At 38.9% G+C, this 15543-nt stretch carries 13 protein-coding genes; 12 read left to right on the forward strand and 1 reads right to left on the reverse strand.

Annotated elements, in window-relative coordinates:
- Window positions 1-2: 2 nt before the first annotated feature.
- From F3D3_RS12310 to F3D3_RS12325, 4 genes are read left to right on the forward strand one after another with little or no spacing between them, the layout of a single operon-like run.
- A complete protein-coding gene (locus F3D3_RS12310) occupies window positions 3-584 on the forward strand; it encodes a hypothetical protein (RefSeq protein WP_069874332.1) in 582 nt (193 codons plus the stop codon).
- Entirely contained in the window at window positions 571-2340 is a 1770-nt protein-coding gene (locus tag F3D3_RS12315; RefSeq protein WP_084388998.1) for a V-type ATP synthase subunit A, read from the forward strand. The genes F3D3_RS12310 and F3D3_RS12315 overlap by 14 nt, the downstream gene beginning before the upstream one ends.
- An 8-nt stretch (window positions 2341-2348) precedes the next feature.
- Window positions 2349-3719, forward strand: a complete 1371-nt coding sequence (locus tag F3D3_RS12320) for a V-type ATP synthase subunit B (RefSeq protein ID WP_069874333.1) — start codon at window positions 2349-2351, stop codon at window positions 3717-3719.
- A gap of 3 nt (window positions 3720-3722) precedes the next feature.
- Entirely contained in the window at window positions 3723-4334 is a 612-nt protein-coding gene (locus F3D3_RS12325) for a V-type ATP synthase subunit D (protein WP_069874334.1), read from the forward strand.
- Here F3D3_RS12325 and F3D3_RS12330 read toward each other — a convergent pair.
- Window positions 4331-5539: an MFS transporter gene (locus tag F3D3_RS12330; RefSeq protein ID WP_069874335.1), complete on the reverse strand. Its 1209-nt coding sequence runs from the start codon at window positions 5537-5539 to the stop codon at window positions 4331-4333. The two genes, F3D3_RS12325 and F3D3_RS12330, sit on opposite strands and share 4 nt — an antisense overlap.
- Before the next feature lie 279 nt (window positions 5540-5818).
- Between F3D3_RS12330 and F3D3_RS12335 the strand changes: the two genes are divergently transcribed.
- The 8 genes from F3D3_RS12335 to F3D3_RS12370 all read left to right on the forward strand — a co-directional run bounded on the left by F3D3_RS12335 (window position 5819) and on the right by F3D3_RS12370 (window position 15521).
- On the forward strand, window positions 5819-7618 hold the full coding sequence (locus F3D3_RS12335) for an alpha-amylase family glycosyl hydrolase (protein WP_175438367.1): 1800 nt from the start codon (window positions 5819-5821) through the stop codon (window positions 7616-7618).
- A gap of 154 nt (window positions 7619-7772) precedes the next feature.
- Window positions 7773-9023, forward strand: a complete 1251-nt coding sequence (locus F3D3_RS12340) for an ABC transporter substrate-binding protein (RefSeq protein ID WP_069874337.1) — start codon at window positions 7773-7775, stop codon at window positions 9021-9023.
- Between the two features lie 102 nt (window positions 9024-9125).
- Window positions 9126-10031 (forward strand): carbohydrate ABC transporter permease, encoded by a 906-nt coding sequence (locus F3D3_RS12345; RefSeq protein WP_069874338.1) that lies wholly within the window; start codon window positions 9126-9128, stop codon window positions 10029-10031.
- Window positions 10031-10891, forward strand: a complete 861-nt coding sequence (locus tag F3D3_RS12350; protein ID WP_069874342.1) for a carbohydrate ABC transporter permease — start codon at window positions 10031-10033, stop codon at window positions 10889-10891. Before F3D3_RS12345 ends, F3D3_RS12350 begins: the two co-directional genes overlap by 1 nt.
- A gap of 129 nt (window positions 10892-11020) precedes the next feature.
- A complete protein-coding gene (gene pgmB / locus F3D3_RS12355; protein WP_069874344.1) occupies window positions 11021-13915 on the forward strand; it encodes a beta-phosphoglucomutase in 2895 nt (964 codons plus the stop codon).
- Between the two features lie 97 nt (window positions 13916-14012).
- Entirely contained in the window at window positions 14013-14489 is a 477-nt protein-coding gene (locus tag F3D3_RS12360; RefSeq protein WP_069874346.1) for an S-ribosylhomocysteine lyase, read from the forward strand.
- Window positions 14490-14674: 185 nt separating this feature from the next.
- Window positions 14675-15007, forward strand: coding sequence for a PadR family transcriptional regulator (locus F3D3_RS12365; RefSeq protein ID WP_069874347.1), 333 nt, complete (start codon window positions 14675-14677; stop codon window positions 15005-15007).
- The gene (locus F3D3_RS12370) at window positions 14994-15521 is read left to right on the forward strand and encodes a DUF2812 domain-containing protein (RefSeq protein WP_069874349.1); all 528 of its coding nucleotides are present in this window, start codon (window positions 14994-14996) and stop codon (window positions 15519-15521) included. Before F3D3_RS12365 ends, F3D3_RS12370 begins: the two co-directional genes overlap by 14 nt.
- Window positions 15522-15543: the final 22 nt, after the last annotated feature.

Here is a 15543-nt window from a genome sequence, read left to right on the forward strand (position 1 = left end):
AAATGGAACTTTTTTCAAAAATGGTAATGGAAAAAAATCTATCGGAGGATAAAGCGACTTTAGAAGCTCTGAATTTAAAGTATGCCAAAGTTTTAGATGATATGGAGCAGAAATGTTCAAAGGAACGTGATACCTATTTGGAGCACGTCAAGAATAAGGCAAAAGATCAAGAGAGAAGATTACTTTCTAAAGCGCACTCTGAATCACAAAAAAAGGTGCTCATTAAGAAGAATGCACTCTTAATAAAACTCAAAAATGAAATTGTAGAAGCGATTGAAGCGTTTGCGATAACAGAAGCGTACGAAGCTTATTTTCATGAGAGATTTGAACGCGCGTTATCACCACATCAAAATGATGATAATTTAGTTGTGGGTTTAAAGGCGAGAGACTTAGCCTATGTGCCTTATGAAATGAAAACGATTATTGACGATGGTATTATCGGCGGATTTTATATGATTAAGAATGGCAAAATAAAATATGATTACACACTGAATTCCGAAGTGGATGAGATAGAAGAGTATCTCGGATGCATGATCAACGCACTTTTTAACCCATCACAGGAGGCGTGCAGTGAAACCAAATGAAGGTAAAATTATCTATGTAAATGGGCCTGTCATCAAAGGGACTCAAATGGAAAGATTTAAAATGAGAGAAATGGTTCTAGTGGGTGAAAACAAGCTCATTGCTGAAGTGATTGGGCTCAATGATTCCATTGGCACTGTACAGGTCTATGAAGAGACTGAAGGCCTCGAATTAGGCGCAAAAATTTATGGACTGGGCACGCCACTATCTTTAAAACTTGGACCCGGACTAATAGGCAATATTTTTGATGGCATTGGCAGACCGCTCATAAGGATCAATGAAATGAGCCCAAATTTTATGCCGCTTGGTATTGGGCTACTTTCTATAGATCTTAATAAAGTGTGGTCTGTGAAGATGCAGGTTAAAGAGGGGGACAAAGCCAAAGGTGGTGAAGTCTTTGCTCAAATAGAGGAATCGGGGCTTATTATTCACAAGGTTATGATACCAACAACGCTAAAGGGTACCGTTGTTGAAGTCGTAGGTGATGGTGATTATAATCTCGAAACGACACTTATCAAGATTGAAACAGATAAAGGCGAGGTCATGCCTGTGAAAATGTATCAGGAATGGCCCGTTAGGAAGCAGAGACCCATTGAGAAGAGGCTTAAAATATCGAAACCACTGATCACAGGACAACGTATCTTTGATATGTTTTTCCCCATAGCAAAAGGCGGTACTGCAGCAATTCCTGGTGGATTTGGCACAGGCAAAACGATGACGCAACATCAACTTGCCAAGTGGTCTGATGCGGACATCATCATCTACATTGGATGTGGCGAACGCGGTAATGAAATGACAGATGTCCTAGAGGAATTCCCTAAATTGATTGATCCCAAATCGGGTAAGGCTATTATGGAGCGTACGATTTTAATTGCCAATACTTCCAATATGCCTGTTGCAGCTAGAGAAGCCAGTATTTATACTGGGATTACCATGGCAGAATATTTTAGAGATATGGGATACCATGTGGCGATTATGGCGGATTCAACCTCTAGATGGGCCGAGGCACTTAGAGAGATCAGTGGTAGACTTGAAGAAATGCCTGCGGAAGAAGGCTATCCAGCTTATCTATCTCATCGCCTTGCTGAGTTTTATGAAAGGGCAGGCTATGTAAAGACGTTAGGCGGCGAAGAGGGTTCTATCACAATAATAGGCGCTATTTCCCCAGCAGGGGGTGATTTTTCTGAACCAGTTACAGAAAATACCAAGCGGTTCGTCAATGCTTTTTTAGCACTTGATCGGAAACTTGCTTATGCAAGACATTATCCTGCAATCAATTGGCTCAGCAGTTACAGTGGCTACCTTAAAATGCTTGGAGATTGGTATGCTGATAACGTGGATGAAGATGCGATTCTTCTGAGAAGCCAAGTGATGAAACTCTTGCAAGAGGAGAGCAAACTGCTGGATATCGTTCAGCTGGTGGGTGAGGATGTGTTGCCAGACTCACAAAGACTTGTGCTTGAAATTGCACGAATTGTTAAAACTGGGTTTTTACAGCAAAATGCGTTTCACAAGGAAGATGCGTTTGTCCCAATTGAGAAACAATATCTGATGCTCAAAACCATGTGGCATCTTTATGAAAGAGCCTTGGGGTGTGCTGAAAAGGGAATTCCGATGTCAAAGATTAGAGATACTGAACTCTTTGAAAAAATCACAAAGATGAAGTACAATATCCCGAATAACCAATTAGAAGGTATACAGACAATCAATAAAGAACTCGAGGATTATTATGATGCGTTGTTAGCGTCATATAATTAGGTGATGAAATGTTAAAAGAATATTTAAAAATAGACCGAATAGAAGGGCCTCTTATTTTTCTGAAGGGGATAAAAGAAGCCAAGTATGGTGAAATGATTGAAATAAGGCTTGAAAATGAAGATAGACTTGGGAAAGTGATCAAGATCGAAGAAAATTATGTGGTTGCGCAGGTTTTCGAAGGCACATCAGGATTGAGTACAGTCAATGCATCTGTGCATTTTACAGGAGAGCCGTTAAGTCTAAATTTCTCAAAAGATATTCTGGGGAGAATGTTCAATGGCGTTGGAAATCCCATCGATGGTGGGGGCCCAATCTATGCCAACAAAAAGTACAATGTCAATTCAAGACCGATTAATCCGGTGGCGAGAAGATACCCGAGAAATTATATTGAAACTGGAATTTCTACGATTGATGTACTCTGTACTTTAATCAGAGGCCAGAAGTTGCCGATTTTCTCTGGCAATGGGCTTCCACATAAAGAACTTGCGGCTCAAATCGTCAGTCAAGCCAGAATCAGTTCAGAGACCGATGAAAAATTTGCAATTTGTTTTGTGGCTATTGGTATTACAAGAGATGACGGTGCCTATTTTATTGAGAGGTTTGAAGAGAGTGGTACGATTAATAACGTCGTCATGTTTATGAATTATGCAGATGATCCTGTAACGGAAAGACTGAGCATTCCCAAATGTGCATTAACAGCGGCTGAGTACTTGGCTTTTGAAGAAGAAATGCATATTCTTGTGGTGATGACCGATATGACCAATTATTGTGAGGCGCTGCGAGAAATTGCCACGGCTAAGGAAGAGGTTCCAAGTCGTAAAGGCTACCCTGGGTATCTGTATTCAGATTTAGCCTTTATTTATGAACGTGCAGGTATGTTAAAAGATAGAAATGGGTCTATTACCTTTTTGCCGATCTTGACCATGCCAAATGATGATATTACGCACCCAATTCCTGATTTAACAGGCTATATTACTGAAGGTCAGATCGTGCTTTCAAGGGATTTATCCAACAAAGATGTCAGACCGCCTGTGAACATAATGCCTTCTCTTTCGAGATTGATGAAGGATGGGATTGGTGAAGGTCACACAAGGGCAGATCACCCTGATTTGGCCAATCAGTTGTTTTCATCCTTTTCAAAAGTACTTGATATCAGATCGCTTGCTCAAATTATTGGTGAATCCGATTTATCGGAGATGGATAAGCATTATATAGAATACGGTAGGCAATTTGAAGCACAATTCGTCAATCAAGGCTTTTCAGAGAGAAGAACGATGGAAGAAAGCTTAGATTTGGGGTGGAAGATACTTTCCATTCTACCGCCTGAGGCATTGGATCGACTAGATGAAGAGACCATTCGAAAGTATTATGGGAGATAAGTTATGGAAAAATTAACGCCCACAAAAGCCAATTTGATGAAATCCAAATCCATGTTAAATTTCTCAAAGCAAGGGTATCAGCTACTCGACAAAAAACGCAGTGTGCTCATTAGAGAAATGATGTCTATGATAGAGGAAGTTGAGCATCTTCAAGTGGACATAGACACTGTTTTTAAAGAGGTCTATGAGACCCTTCAGCATGCCAATATGACCATGGGGGCTCATGCTGTAAGAGAGACGGCGCTTTCGATTCCCAAAGATGAAAACATAATGATTTTAAATAAGAGTATTATGAATGTAGAGATTCCCACTATAAAACGAGATCAGAAGTCTTCTAAGCCTTACTATGGCTTTTATAGGACAAATTCTGCTATAGATATCACTGTGGTTAAGATGCGAGAGGTCCAAGAACTGGTTTACCGTTTGGCTGAGGTAGAAAATGCGGTGTTTCGCTTAGCCATCGAAATTAGGAAGACAAGCAAAAGAGCCAACGCGCTGGATAAAATTCAAATCCCTAAATACGTTGAGCTGACTAAGTGGATCGAAGAATCTCTGGAAGAGAAGGAACGCGAAGATTTTTTCAGACTCAAACGCATCAAGGGTAAGAAATTTTAAAGGGGTTCTCCTGCTGTGATCAAAGTTTTATGTGTTGTCAGTAAAAGACTTTGGATGACAAGTGCAATCCCAGTGGCAATTAAGAGCCATTCAATCTGAATATAGTCAGATAGGGGACCGAATATAAGCATAGACAGTGGCATGACTGAACTTGAAATCATGCCAAAGACACCGAAAACTCTTCCCATATAGGCCTCTTCGACTTTTTCTTGAAGTATAACCGTGGAAGGCGTGTTGAAAAAAGGTAAACTTAACCCGCAGACGGCCATAAAACCGATATAAATTGGAAAGTGTGTGACGAGTCCAAAGGCGATTGTACATATGCCCATTATAAAACCAGATAGAGCCATGGTGTAAACTCGATTTTTAAAGGCACCTAAAGTCGCTAAAACTGCGCCCCCAATCATCATTCCAGAAGAAAAGGCAATCTCTATAGAGGTAAGCCTCCAAACTTCATCACCGAAGGTCCTCGCGACTTGAAGTGGTGTCAAAAAAGCAACTGGCGTGATCAAGCAAAACAATATGGCAAAATAAACGAAAAATTTAACTAAAAAAGCATGATTGCGAATATAGGCTAGCCCTTCTTTGAGATCGTGAAAATAATTGAGTTTTTCAGGTAATTTGCCCTCCATATGGGATTTGACTTTCATTGTAGACAATACAGATATGCCTAGAATTGCAGTGACCACATCGATTAAAAAGATGTATTGAATTTTATAAAAGGTTAAAAGCGCACCGCTGACCATGGGTGAAATAAATAAGACAGCAGATTGTATCGTGGTACTGATACTGTTCACACGCATGAGTTTATCAGCGGGTACAAATTGAGGTAAAAAGGCTCCCACTGCTGGTGTTTGAACGGCTGTACCAACAGCTCTGATCGCAGAAACGATGAATAAGAGTTCAATTCGGTCATAGCCAAGGAAGAACAATACGGCTAAAATCGCCGTAGAGCTGGCAATCAGCGCGTCACTGAGTATAATAAGACGCTTTCGATCGAAGCGATCTGCCCAGACCCCACCAAAAGGAGACAGGAAGAATATGGGTAAAAAACCACATATGATGGATATTGTCATCATCAGTCCAGATTTTGTCGTGAGGGTGATGTACCACATGATGGCGTATTGAACAAGCGAAGAACCAAATAGAGAAATGATTTGGCTCGATAAAAAAAGAAAAGCTTCTTTTTTCCAGTTTTTATGCATAAAGCCTCCTAAAGCAACTTGAAGATTTTGTTGTACAGAGCAGTGAATTTATAAATGGATTTTTTAAAAGAAACGTCCTAAGATTATTTTATAGGGATTGTAGAGTAAAGTCCATATGAACGACAATATCTTATAAAAAAAAGCATGACAATTTTTTTTATTTTTATAAAAGCAAAAAAAACTTGACTTAATGAAACCGGTTTCCTAAAATGAAAATAGAGTATAGGAGGTGTTCTTATCCAAAAAAAAGAGAAGACTTTGATTTTTAATCAAAGGTTAATGGGTTATTTAGAAGCACTAAAAAGGAAATATGACATACTATATCCTGAGTGTGAGGCAGCGTTTAATGATTTAATGCATATGATGCAGGCCAGTTTTATGGCGAGGAATGACATCTATATTGAAAAAGATTCAGGCGCAACAGATTGGATTGCTTCGGGGGAAACAGTGGGCATGATGCTCTATGTAGACTTGTTTTCGGAGAATCTTAAGCACTTAAAGACACATGTAGATCACTTTAGCAATTTAGGGATTAGCTTGATTCATTTGATGCCAATACTCATGCCTAGAGAAGGCGAAAATGATGGTGGCTATGCGGTAAAAAATTATCGCGCAATAGATCCTAGAGTAGGCAATCTAGAAGACTTTAAAGCTGTGGTATCAGAATTTCATCAAAAGGGCATTAAAATTTGCTTGGATTATGTGATTAATCACACTGCAAATGATCACGAGTGGGCAGTTAAAGCTTTAATGGGAGAGGAAAAATATCAAGATTATTATTTAATGTACGATGACAGTGCGATTCCAAATGCGTTTGAATCTGCGCTTGGAGAAGTCTTTCCAACGATAGCACCAGGTAATTTCACTTTTAATGAAGACATTCAAAAGTATGTCATGACGACGTTTTATCCTTATCAGTGGGATCTAAACTATAAAAATCCCAGAGTTTTTCATGAAATGGTATCCAATCTGCTTTTCTTAGCCAATATTGGGGTGGACATGATTCGCCTAGATGCAATTCCATATATTTGGAAAACCCTGGGAACTGATTGCAGAAACTTACCGGAAGTGCACGTCATACTCAGTCTTTTCAGAGACATTATCAGCGTATGTGCACCTTCTACAGCGCTGTTAGGAGAGGCCATTGTTTCACCAAATGTCATTGTGAGGTATTTTGGTAAGGAAGAGCGCTTGGAGTGTCATTCTCTCTATAATGCTTCCTATATGGTTGAAATTTGGAACAGTATCGCCACTAGAGATGCCAGACATATGGCGTTAATGCCCCAATATGATCTGCCACAAAAAAGTGTCTGGATCAATTACGCGAGATGCCATGATGATATTGGTTGGGGACTTGATGAAAGCAAAATTAGAAATTTAGGATTTGAGCCGCAAGCGCATAAAAATTTTCTCATCGATTTTTACTTGGGTTCACTAGACGGTAGTTTTTCAATAGGGGAGCTTTATGAATACAATCCAGAAAAACAAGATGCTCGAAATTCGGGTACACTTGCCAGTCTAGCAGGCTTAGAAAAAGCAATCGAATCCTCTGACCGATATCAAGTTGAACTCGCTCATAAGCGCATCTTACTGATACATGCTCTAATCTTGTTGAGGAAAGGGATCCCAATGCTTTATGCTGGAGACGAGATGGGTCAACTCAATGATTACGCCTATAAGCATGATCCCAAAAAAATGAAGGATTCCAGATGGCTTCATCGTGGTCGATTTGATTGGTCAAAATCATCCCCAGTATTTGATGCTATAAAAGAGTTGATTGATTTCAGAAAAAAAGCCTATGGACAGAAATACATCGTTGAGGACCAACCGCTTTTGATTGGAAATCAACATGTGCTCTTGATCCAACAGATTATAAAAGAGGAATCTGAGGACTATCTTTTACTTTTTAACATGACCGAAGATCGCCAATGGGTCTATACAACTGATTTGAAGCGTTATGGCTATCATGGTGTTTGGATTGATCTGCTACAGGGCAAGCAACTTTCTTTTGAAGAAGAGAAAATTCTTCTTGGACCGTATGAATTTTTGGTGATCCAAAAAAATATTTTAAAAAAATGAAAAAAAGGCTTGTAAATATGAAACCGGTTTCCTATAATATAATTAACAGATTATTCTTTCAATAATTTGGGTATAGGTGTAATGTTGGTGATGTTAATGAAATTATCAACATAGACAAGTACTATTAAAACAAATTCCTAAAGGGGGAACGAACATGAAGAAGAGTTTAGCGTTAATTTTAGTTTTAGTTTTAGCATTGGCAATGTTGTCAGGATGTTCTCAATCTACATCTAAAAGTGAACAAACCGTCGTTATCTATCAAAACAAAGTCGAAATTGGAGAACAATTATCAGCTTTTGCAGCAGCCTATACAGAAGAAACGGGTGTTAAAGTCACTATTAAAACTTCTGGAGGAGATACACCTTATGCTGAGAACTTAAAGGCAGAGTTTCAGTCAGATCGTCAACCTGATATTTTTGTAATTGAAGGTATGGGCGGTTACAACACTTGGGCATCTAAGCTTGCACCTTTTGAAGGGGATGAGTGGATAGATCTTACTTCACTAGAGTTTGCAGTAGATGGAAAAGTATACGGTTTCCCAGTGGCTGTAGAAGCTTGGGGCATGGCTTACAACAAGGATTTACTAGGTAAAGCAGGCGTAGATCCAGCGACTTTAAATTCTCAAGAAGGTTACAAAGCTGCATTTGAAAAAATTGATGCAATGAAAGCTGAACTTGGCATTGACTCTGTTGTGGCAATGGCAGCTGGTCCAGATATGAGATGGGTTACAGGCCTTCATAACTTTAATGGATACTTATCTGCAGGTTTAGAATATGGAGATACAACTGTACTGGATAAAATGCTCAAAGGTGAACCCGATATGACACGTTTAACAGAATATGCGGATTGGGTAGAATTATTATTTAATTACTCATCTGAATCTGTTCTAATAACGGGTAACTACGATTCACAAGTGGGTCAATTTGCAACTGGAAAATCCGTATTTATTCATCAAGGGAACTGGATTGATCCTTGGTTAATGGACAATGGCGTGACATTCCCTATGGCATTTGCACCGCATGCATCTGTTAAAGGTGAATTTGATGGCATCTTCATTGGTGCACCTTCTTTCTATGTTATTAACAACGAAAGTCAAAATCAACAAGCTGCACGTGATTTCTTAAATTACATGGCTACAAATGAAAAAGGCCATAATTACATGGTTAATGAAGCAAAAATGGTACCCGCGTTTACAAATGTAAAATTGACACCATCGACACCGCTTTCTGCAAACGTTTCGGAATGGCTTGCAAAAGGCACGGCGTATACTTGGTTACAAAATGATATGCCAGATGGTTTTGGTATGGGCACAATAGCGCCATTATATGAAAGCTTCGGAAAAGGCGATATCAATAAGCAACAATTTATTGATCAATTAGCAGGTAAAATTATAGAACTTAAGTAATGTATCACGGCAATGAGAGTTGTTAAATTAAAATGGGGTGTTTGACAACACCCCATTTTAATAAATTGGCATAAACTTGATATTAAGTGAGAAGGGGATAATATGAAGAAACAGAAAAATGACAAATTAGTCTTTTGGTTGTTTCTTGCACCTGCTTTGATTTCGTTTTTAGTGGTGGTAATCATACCGTTCATTATGGGGCTTTATTATTCTATGACGGACTGGACCGCTATTGCAGGGGTGAAACCAACCTGGGTAGGGCTTGAAAATTATAAAGCAATGTTCTCTGATACATCTTTTAGGTATTCATTCATGAGAACGTTTCTATTTACATTGCTGAGTGTAGTCTCAATCAATGTGGTTGCACTGACATTTGCATTTTTAGTAACAAGAGAGATCCGGTTTAAAAATCTTTATCGTGCAGGCTTTTTTATCCCAAATTTAATTGGGGGTTTAGTACTCGGATATATTTGGCAGTTTATCTTTAAAAGCGTTGTCCCTTCTGTGGGTGCACTCTTAGGGATTGAAGCCATTGAGAATTTGTTGATATTGGCAGATCCAAACTGGACATTATTTGGTCTGATTTTAGCATTTACATGGCAATATGCAGGTTATATTATGATGATTTATGTAGCGGCACTGCTCAATGTACCTCAAGAGCTTTTGGAAGCCAGCGATATTGATGGTGCAAACTTCTGGCAAAAACTTGTGAACATTACGATTCCAATGATTGCTCAAGCTTTTACAATTACATCGTTCTTGACACTTGTCAATTCATTTAAGCAGTTTGATATCATCTTGGCACTCACAAATGGTGGACCAACTGCTATGTATAAAGATCAAGTGGTAAACTCGACTGAGCTTTTAGCGCTCAATATTTACAACGTCGCTTTTAAGTACAACAACATGGCCGAAGGTCAGGCGAGAGCGATTATCTTCTTCCTTGTGCTTTCAATCATTTCTATAGGACAGGTTTACTATAATAAGAAGAAGGAGGTTGAAATGTAATGAAGAAAAAGAAAACAATTACAACCATCGTTTTACAGATCATTACAATTACGTTTTTCCTCTTGACCTTGTTTCCTTTTTTCATAGTTGTGATCAACTCTGCAAAGGCATCTCTTGAGATCATCACAGATCCAATTGCATTTCCAGCGCATTGGGGACAAATTTTTATAAACATCAAAACGATTTGGAGTAGCCCAAGCATCCGGTATGCCTCCAGTGTCTATGCATCTGTGCTCATAACGGTTTTATCTTTGATTTCAATCGCAGTATTTTCTGCAATGGCAGCATGGGTTCTCGTGAGAACAAAAACGAGAATGTCGACTTTTATTTTCTTATTGTTTATTTGCGGTCTTATTATTCCGTTTCAAGTGGTTATGTTTCCGCTTGTAGCGCTGTTTAGAGTCATCAATGAAACCATTGGTATCAACATGCTCAGAACATATCATGGGATGATATTCGCCTATATTGGTTTTGGGGCACCACTTGCAGTTTTTATGTTCCATGGGTTTATCAAGTCTATTCCTGTGGAACTGGAGGAAGCGGCCCTTATTGATGGTTGTTCTAAACCTCAAATTTTCTTTAAGATTATAATGCCGATATTAAAACCGATTTTTGTAACGATTTGTATATTAAATGCCATTTGGATTTGGAATGATTTCCTTTTACCATCACTCATTTTAGGCGTGGGTCAAGATATTCAGACGATTCCACTTGCTATTAGGGCATTTGCAGGCTCATTCGTTAAAAAGTGGGATTTGATCATGACCGCTGTTTTAATGGCCGCATTCCCGATTGTTGTAGGGTTTATTATCGGTCAAAAGCACATCATCAAAGGGATGGTTGCGGGTTCTATCAAATAGAATTCAACCTGTGGTATACGCTTTGATTCAATTAACCATGGCAGAATTCTGTCATGGTTAATTTTTGAGTGTGCAATAAGGGATATCGGTTTTATCAGGTGACTTACAATAAAAGGGAGGCATATGGAGATGTGGAAATTTGAAAAGAGAACATACAAACCCGAAGCACAAATGCTTGATGAGAGTTTATTCATGGTAGGCAATGGCTACATAGGCGTTAGAGGGTGTTTTGAAGAGGGCTATCCAGGGGGCGAAACCATAAGAGGCACTTATATCAATGGCCTTTATGATAGAGTGCCCATGATACATGCGGAGATGGCTTATGGATTTCCAACCGTTCAAGATAAACAGCCCCGTTTGATCGATACTCAGACTTGTGTGGTCTATCTTGATGGCGAACCCGTAAGCCTCATCGCAGGCCGTTATAAGGCTTATTTGAGAAGCGTAGATTACCTGAAAGGGGAAACGCTTAGAAGTTATACTTTTGTTACAAGATCAGGCAAAGAAGCGCAGTTGTGCTTTAAACGATTGGCATCATTTGTAGAAAAAAATGTTTTAGTCTATAGCATTGAAGTAGAATACGAGGGTCTAATAGAGCTTGTGAGCATCTGTGATACCAACATTGAAAATTACAGTAACCCTAATGATCCAAGAACAGGACAAAGTCACACCAAATTGATGAAACTCATGGCACTCTCTTATAATGGAAGTGATGTCCATGCGATGATGCAGACGCAAAATACAGAAATAAAACAAGCCACTGCGATTCGTCACAAAGTAAAGTCTGTTTGTGAAAATGAGATGACACACGTTTCAAAGGAACACTTCATAGAAACACATATCAAAGGCAAGAATCAGGTGACATTAGACAAGGTCTGTTTGTTCACAGACAGCTTAAGAGCTGAAAATATTGATGCGGATGTAAGACGGCTTTTGAGTCGTTTAGAGGATGAGCACGATTATGAGTATTTTTCAAAGCGTCAGAGCGCTTACTTAAGTGAATTTTGGGATAAAACAGGGATTGAAATTGAGGGTGCACCTGCAGATCAAATGGCAATTCGGTACATGCAATATCAATTGCTTCAATCTGTGGGGACGGATTTCAATGCCAATATTTCAGCCAAAGGTTTGTCTGGTGAAGGTTATGAGGGCCATTATTTTTGGGATACTGAAATCTATGTACTGCCAGTGATGCTTTTTAATCAACCAGAACGCGCGAAAACACTGTTAAAGTATAGACATCATATATTGCCTCAAGCTAGACTTCGCGCTCAGGAACTTGGTCATCATAAAGGTGCTGCCTATGCGTGGCGTACGATATCTGGAATAGAGTGCTCGGGTTACTTTCCTGCGGGAACGGCGCAATATCATATCAATGCAGATATAGCTTATGCCTTTATTCAATACTATTTATATACAGGTGATTTAGATTTTATGGCATCTGCAGGCGCAGAAGTCCTCTTTGAAACGGCTCGAATTTGGCTTGAGATTGGTCACTTTTATCAGGGCACATTTCAAATTCATAATGTCACTGGACCAGATGAATACACAGCAATCGTCAATAACAACTACTATACCAATGCCATGGCGAAATATCACTTGATGTGGGCGTGCACATTTTATAATCTATTTAAAAATTCAACGGATGCAAACCTTTCTGCGCAAACGGAAGCTCTTTTTGAAAGCATTCAGCTCACTGATGATGAAGTGCAAATGATGCAAAAGGCATCTGATCAGATGTACTTTGAGTTTGACGGAGATTTACAGTTATACGCTCAAGACGATTCCTTTTTAAGCAAGCCAAGATGGCCTTTTGAAACGGCAGATCCCACTAAAAGACCTTTGCTGTTATATTACCATCCGCTGACGATTTATAGGCATCAAGTGCTTAAACAAGCGGATACTGTGTTAGCCCATTTTTTACTGGAAGAATATGCTGATAAACAGGCTATCAAGAATGCCTTTAATTTTTATGAGGGCTTAACCACACATGATTCCTCGCTTTCAAGTTGTATTTATGGCATTGTGGCCTCCAAATGTGGTTTTGACCAAAAAGCTTATGCTTATTTTAAAGAATCTATCGTCCTTGATCTTGAAGATACACATCACAACACGAAAGATGGACTCCATATGGCCAATATGGCTGGAAGCCTTTTAGGGGTTATTGCAGGATTTGCAGGTCTTAAAATCACTGAAAATGGCATTGCGCTTAAACCACATCTACCAAAGCAGTGGCAAAGTCTTAAATTTAAAATTGAATTTAAAGGACGCTTAATTGCCTTTGAGTTGAGCCATGATCAGTTGGATTGTCAACTTTTAAAAGGGAATCCTATAAGCATTGAGCTTCAGGATCAGTTAAAACTGCTCAGGTCAAATTCAGTACCTTACAAGGGCATTGTATTTGACTTAGACGGGGTTTTAACCGAGACCAGTCATGCACACTATTTAGCGTGGAAAGCACTCGCAGAAGCTTTAAATTTCAGTGTGCCTGACACCCTTGAAGATCAAGTAAGAGGCATCTCAAGGCGAGCAGCCCTTGATCTGGTACTGGCATATTCGGAAGATGCTTCAAAATATACTGAAGCAGAAAAAGAAGCCTTTGCCACAAAGAAAAATGAGATTTATCTTGAAAAAATAGCGGACTATACGGCACGTGATTTATGTGAGGGCGCAAATGAACTCCTCTCCTTCTTAAAGCAGAAGGGCTTTAAAATTGCACTTGCTTCTGCAAGTCGAAATGCACCTTTCTTGATCCAAGCAATGGGCATTGAAAGTTATTTTGATGTGGTAGTGAATCCTTTGGAGATTGAGCAAGGGAAACCAGCGCCGGATATTTTTTTAAAGGCATGTGAACTCATAGCCTTAAAGCCCGATGCGTGTATTGGGATTGAGGATGCCTATGCAGGTATTGAGAGCATAAAATCAGCAGGGCTATTGCCCATTGGGATTGGTAATGCTGAAATGCTTTACAACAGTGATATCGTTTTAAAAAATTTGAAAATGCTTCTAGAACTGTTGAAATAAGTATACCTCGGGGACGCCGAATAAATAAAGATTGTATAGTGGTTCATAGAAACATATAATTAAGGTTACAAGTGTACCATTTGAGAGGAGAACCATTATGAATAAAAGTGAAAATTTCACTGTGAACCATTTAAATCTTCAAAAAGGATTATATGTTTCTAAAATGATGAAGTTGGGCGAAGAATCGCTGACATTCTTTGATTTAAGAATGAAATTACCCAATAGAGAGAAGATGAGTGTCAATGGTATTCATACCATTGAACATTTAATGAATGCTTTTTTTTCAACCGATAAAGAAATAGGCGCGCAATTTGTCTACTTTGGTTCAAGGGGTAGCCTTACAGGGATGACTTTGATCCTTCAAGGGACTTATACTGCGAAAGAAATGTTGCCTCATGTAAAACGCGCTTATGAATATGTGGCTTCGTTTAGAGGTGACGTGATCAAAGTCAATAAAACAGAATGTGGCAATCATGAACTTCATAGCTTGACAGATGCGAGACAAGAAGCTGAGGACTATCTCAAGATTCTTAAAAAAGCGGATGACAGCGTTCTCAATTACCCAGTTCTATAAAGGTATCCTTATAAAGCACTCTATAAAGCACTCTTTCAATTCGATTTTAAAATCTTATTGATCAGAGTGCTTTTTTGCAGCCTTAATGTAAAGCTGATGAGGGCAATAAAAAAAATTGACATATATATCACAACGTGATATATTGAACTTAGATGTATCACGTCGTGATATATAAGGAGACGAAAATGTTAGCACATATGATCGACAAATATATACCTATGACTGAGACGGCTTATCTGATTTTGCTTGCGCTTTTTAATGAAAACCATGGATATGGGGTTATTTTAGAGGTGGAAAAAATGACACAGGGCAGAATTCGGATAGGACCTGGGACCATTTATGGCACATTGTCAAAAATGGAGGAAGATGGTTTGATTGTGGCAATTAGAGCAGAAAATAGAAGGAAAATTTATAAGCAAACCCAGATGGCTGCTGAACTCATGCAAGTGGAGATTAAGCGAATAGGGGAATTGTACCAATATGGTCTTGAGTGGAGGTTGAAAAATGAACAATTATAAAACACAGTTTTTTTTATGGTGGGGCTGGAATTGCGAACCCTTTGAAAATCATCTGGAGTCTATGGCATCAAAAGGATGGATTCTAGAAAGAAGTATGCTTGGACATACACGTCTATTTTTTAAAAGAGCAGAACCCTCAAAAATAAGATATTGTGTCGACTATCAAAATGACATTAATTTATCAGGTGAATACCGTCATATTATGGAGGATGACCAATGGCAGCTTATTAACAAGTTAAGCGGGTGGTATCTATGGCAGAAAAGCTATGAGACTCAGCGTCCCTCTATCTTTACGGATAAGCAATCTCTGATAGAGCGGAACAATAGATTGCTTAAGTTTGCGATCATCATTGCGTCAGCTCAGATACCACTGGCAATAATTGTCCTTTCAAATGCAATGCAATGGGCGCACCAGATCGGTTTTTTAGTCTATTGTTTTTACGGCTTGTTTTTTGGCTTAATGGGGTACAGCATTTATAGCCTTATAAAGCAAAATAGAATTTTAAAAGGATAAATCATAAAAGCGTAAAAATAAC

Origin of the sequence: Fusibacter sp. 3D3 (genome assembly GCF_001748365.1) — a bacterium.
In the GTDB taxonomy this organism is placed as follows: domain Bacteria; phylum Bacillota; class Clostridia; order Peptostreptococcales; family Acidaminobacteraceae; genus Fusibacter_A.

What these genes read in the sequence shown, in the direction of transcription:
- F3D3_RS12345 (WP_069874338.1), top strand. Translation starts at nt 9,126, where the DNA reads ATGAAGAAACAGAAAAATGACAAATTAGTCTTTTGGTTGTTTCTTGCA.
- F3D3_RS12330 (WP_069874335.1), bottom strand. Translation starts at nt 5,539, where the DNA reads ATGCATAAAAACTGGAAAAAAGAAGCTTTTCTTTTTTTATCGAGCCAA.
- F3D3_RS12370 (WP_069874349.1), top strand. Translation starts at nt 14,994, where the DNA reads ATGAACAATTATAAAACACAGTTTTTTTTATGGTGGGGCTGGAATTGC.
- F3D3_RS12360 (WP_069874346.1), top strand. Translation starts at nt 14,013, where the DNA reads ATGAATAAAAGTGAAAATTTCACTGTGAACCATTTAAATCTTCAAAAA.
- F3D3_RS12340 (WP_069874337.1), top strand. Translation starts at nt 7,773, where the DNA reads ATGAAGAAGAGTTTAGCGTTAATTTTAGTTTTAGTTTTAGCATTGGCA.
- F3D3_RS12320 (WP_069874333.1), top strand. Translation starts at nt 2,349, where the DNA reads ATGTTAAAAGAATATTTAAAAATAGACCGAATAGAAGGGCCTCTTATT.
- F3D3_RS12335 (WP_175438367.1), top strand. Translation starts at nt 5,819, where the DNA reads ATGGGTTATTTAGAAGCACTAAAAAGGAAATATGACATACTATATCCT.
- F3D3_RS12310 (WP_069874332.1), top strand. Translation starts at nt 3, where the DNA reads ATGGAACTTTTTTCAAAAATGGTAATGGAAAAAAATCTATCGGAGGAT.
- F3D3_RS12365 (WP_069874347.1), top strand. Translation starts at nt 14,675, where the DNA reads ATGTTAGCACATATGATCGACAAATATATACCTATGACTGAGACGGCT.
- F3D3_RS12350 (WP_069874342.1), top strand. Translation starts at nt 10,031, where the DNA reads ATGAAGAAAAAGAAAACAATTACAACCATCGTTTTACAGATCATTACA.
- pgmB (WP_069874344.1), top strand. Translation starts at nt 11,021, where the DNA reads ATGTGGAAATTTGAAAAGAGAACATACAAACCCGAAGCACAAATGCTT.
- F3D3_RS12325 (WP_069874334.1), top strand. Translation starts at nt 3,723, where the DNA reads ATGGAAAAATTAACGCCCACAAAAGCCAATTTGATGAAATCCAAATCC.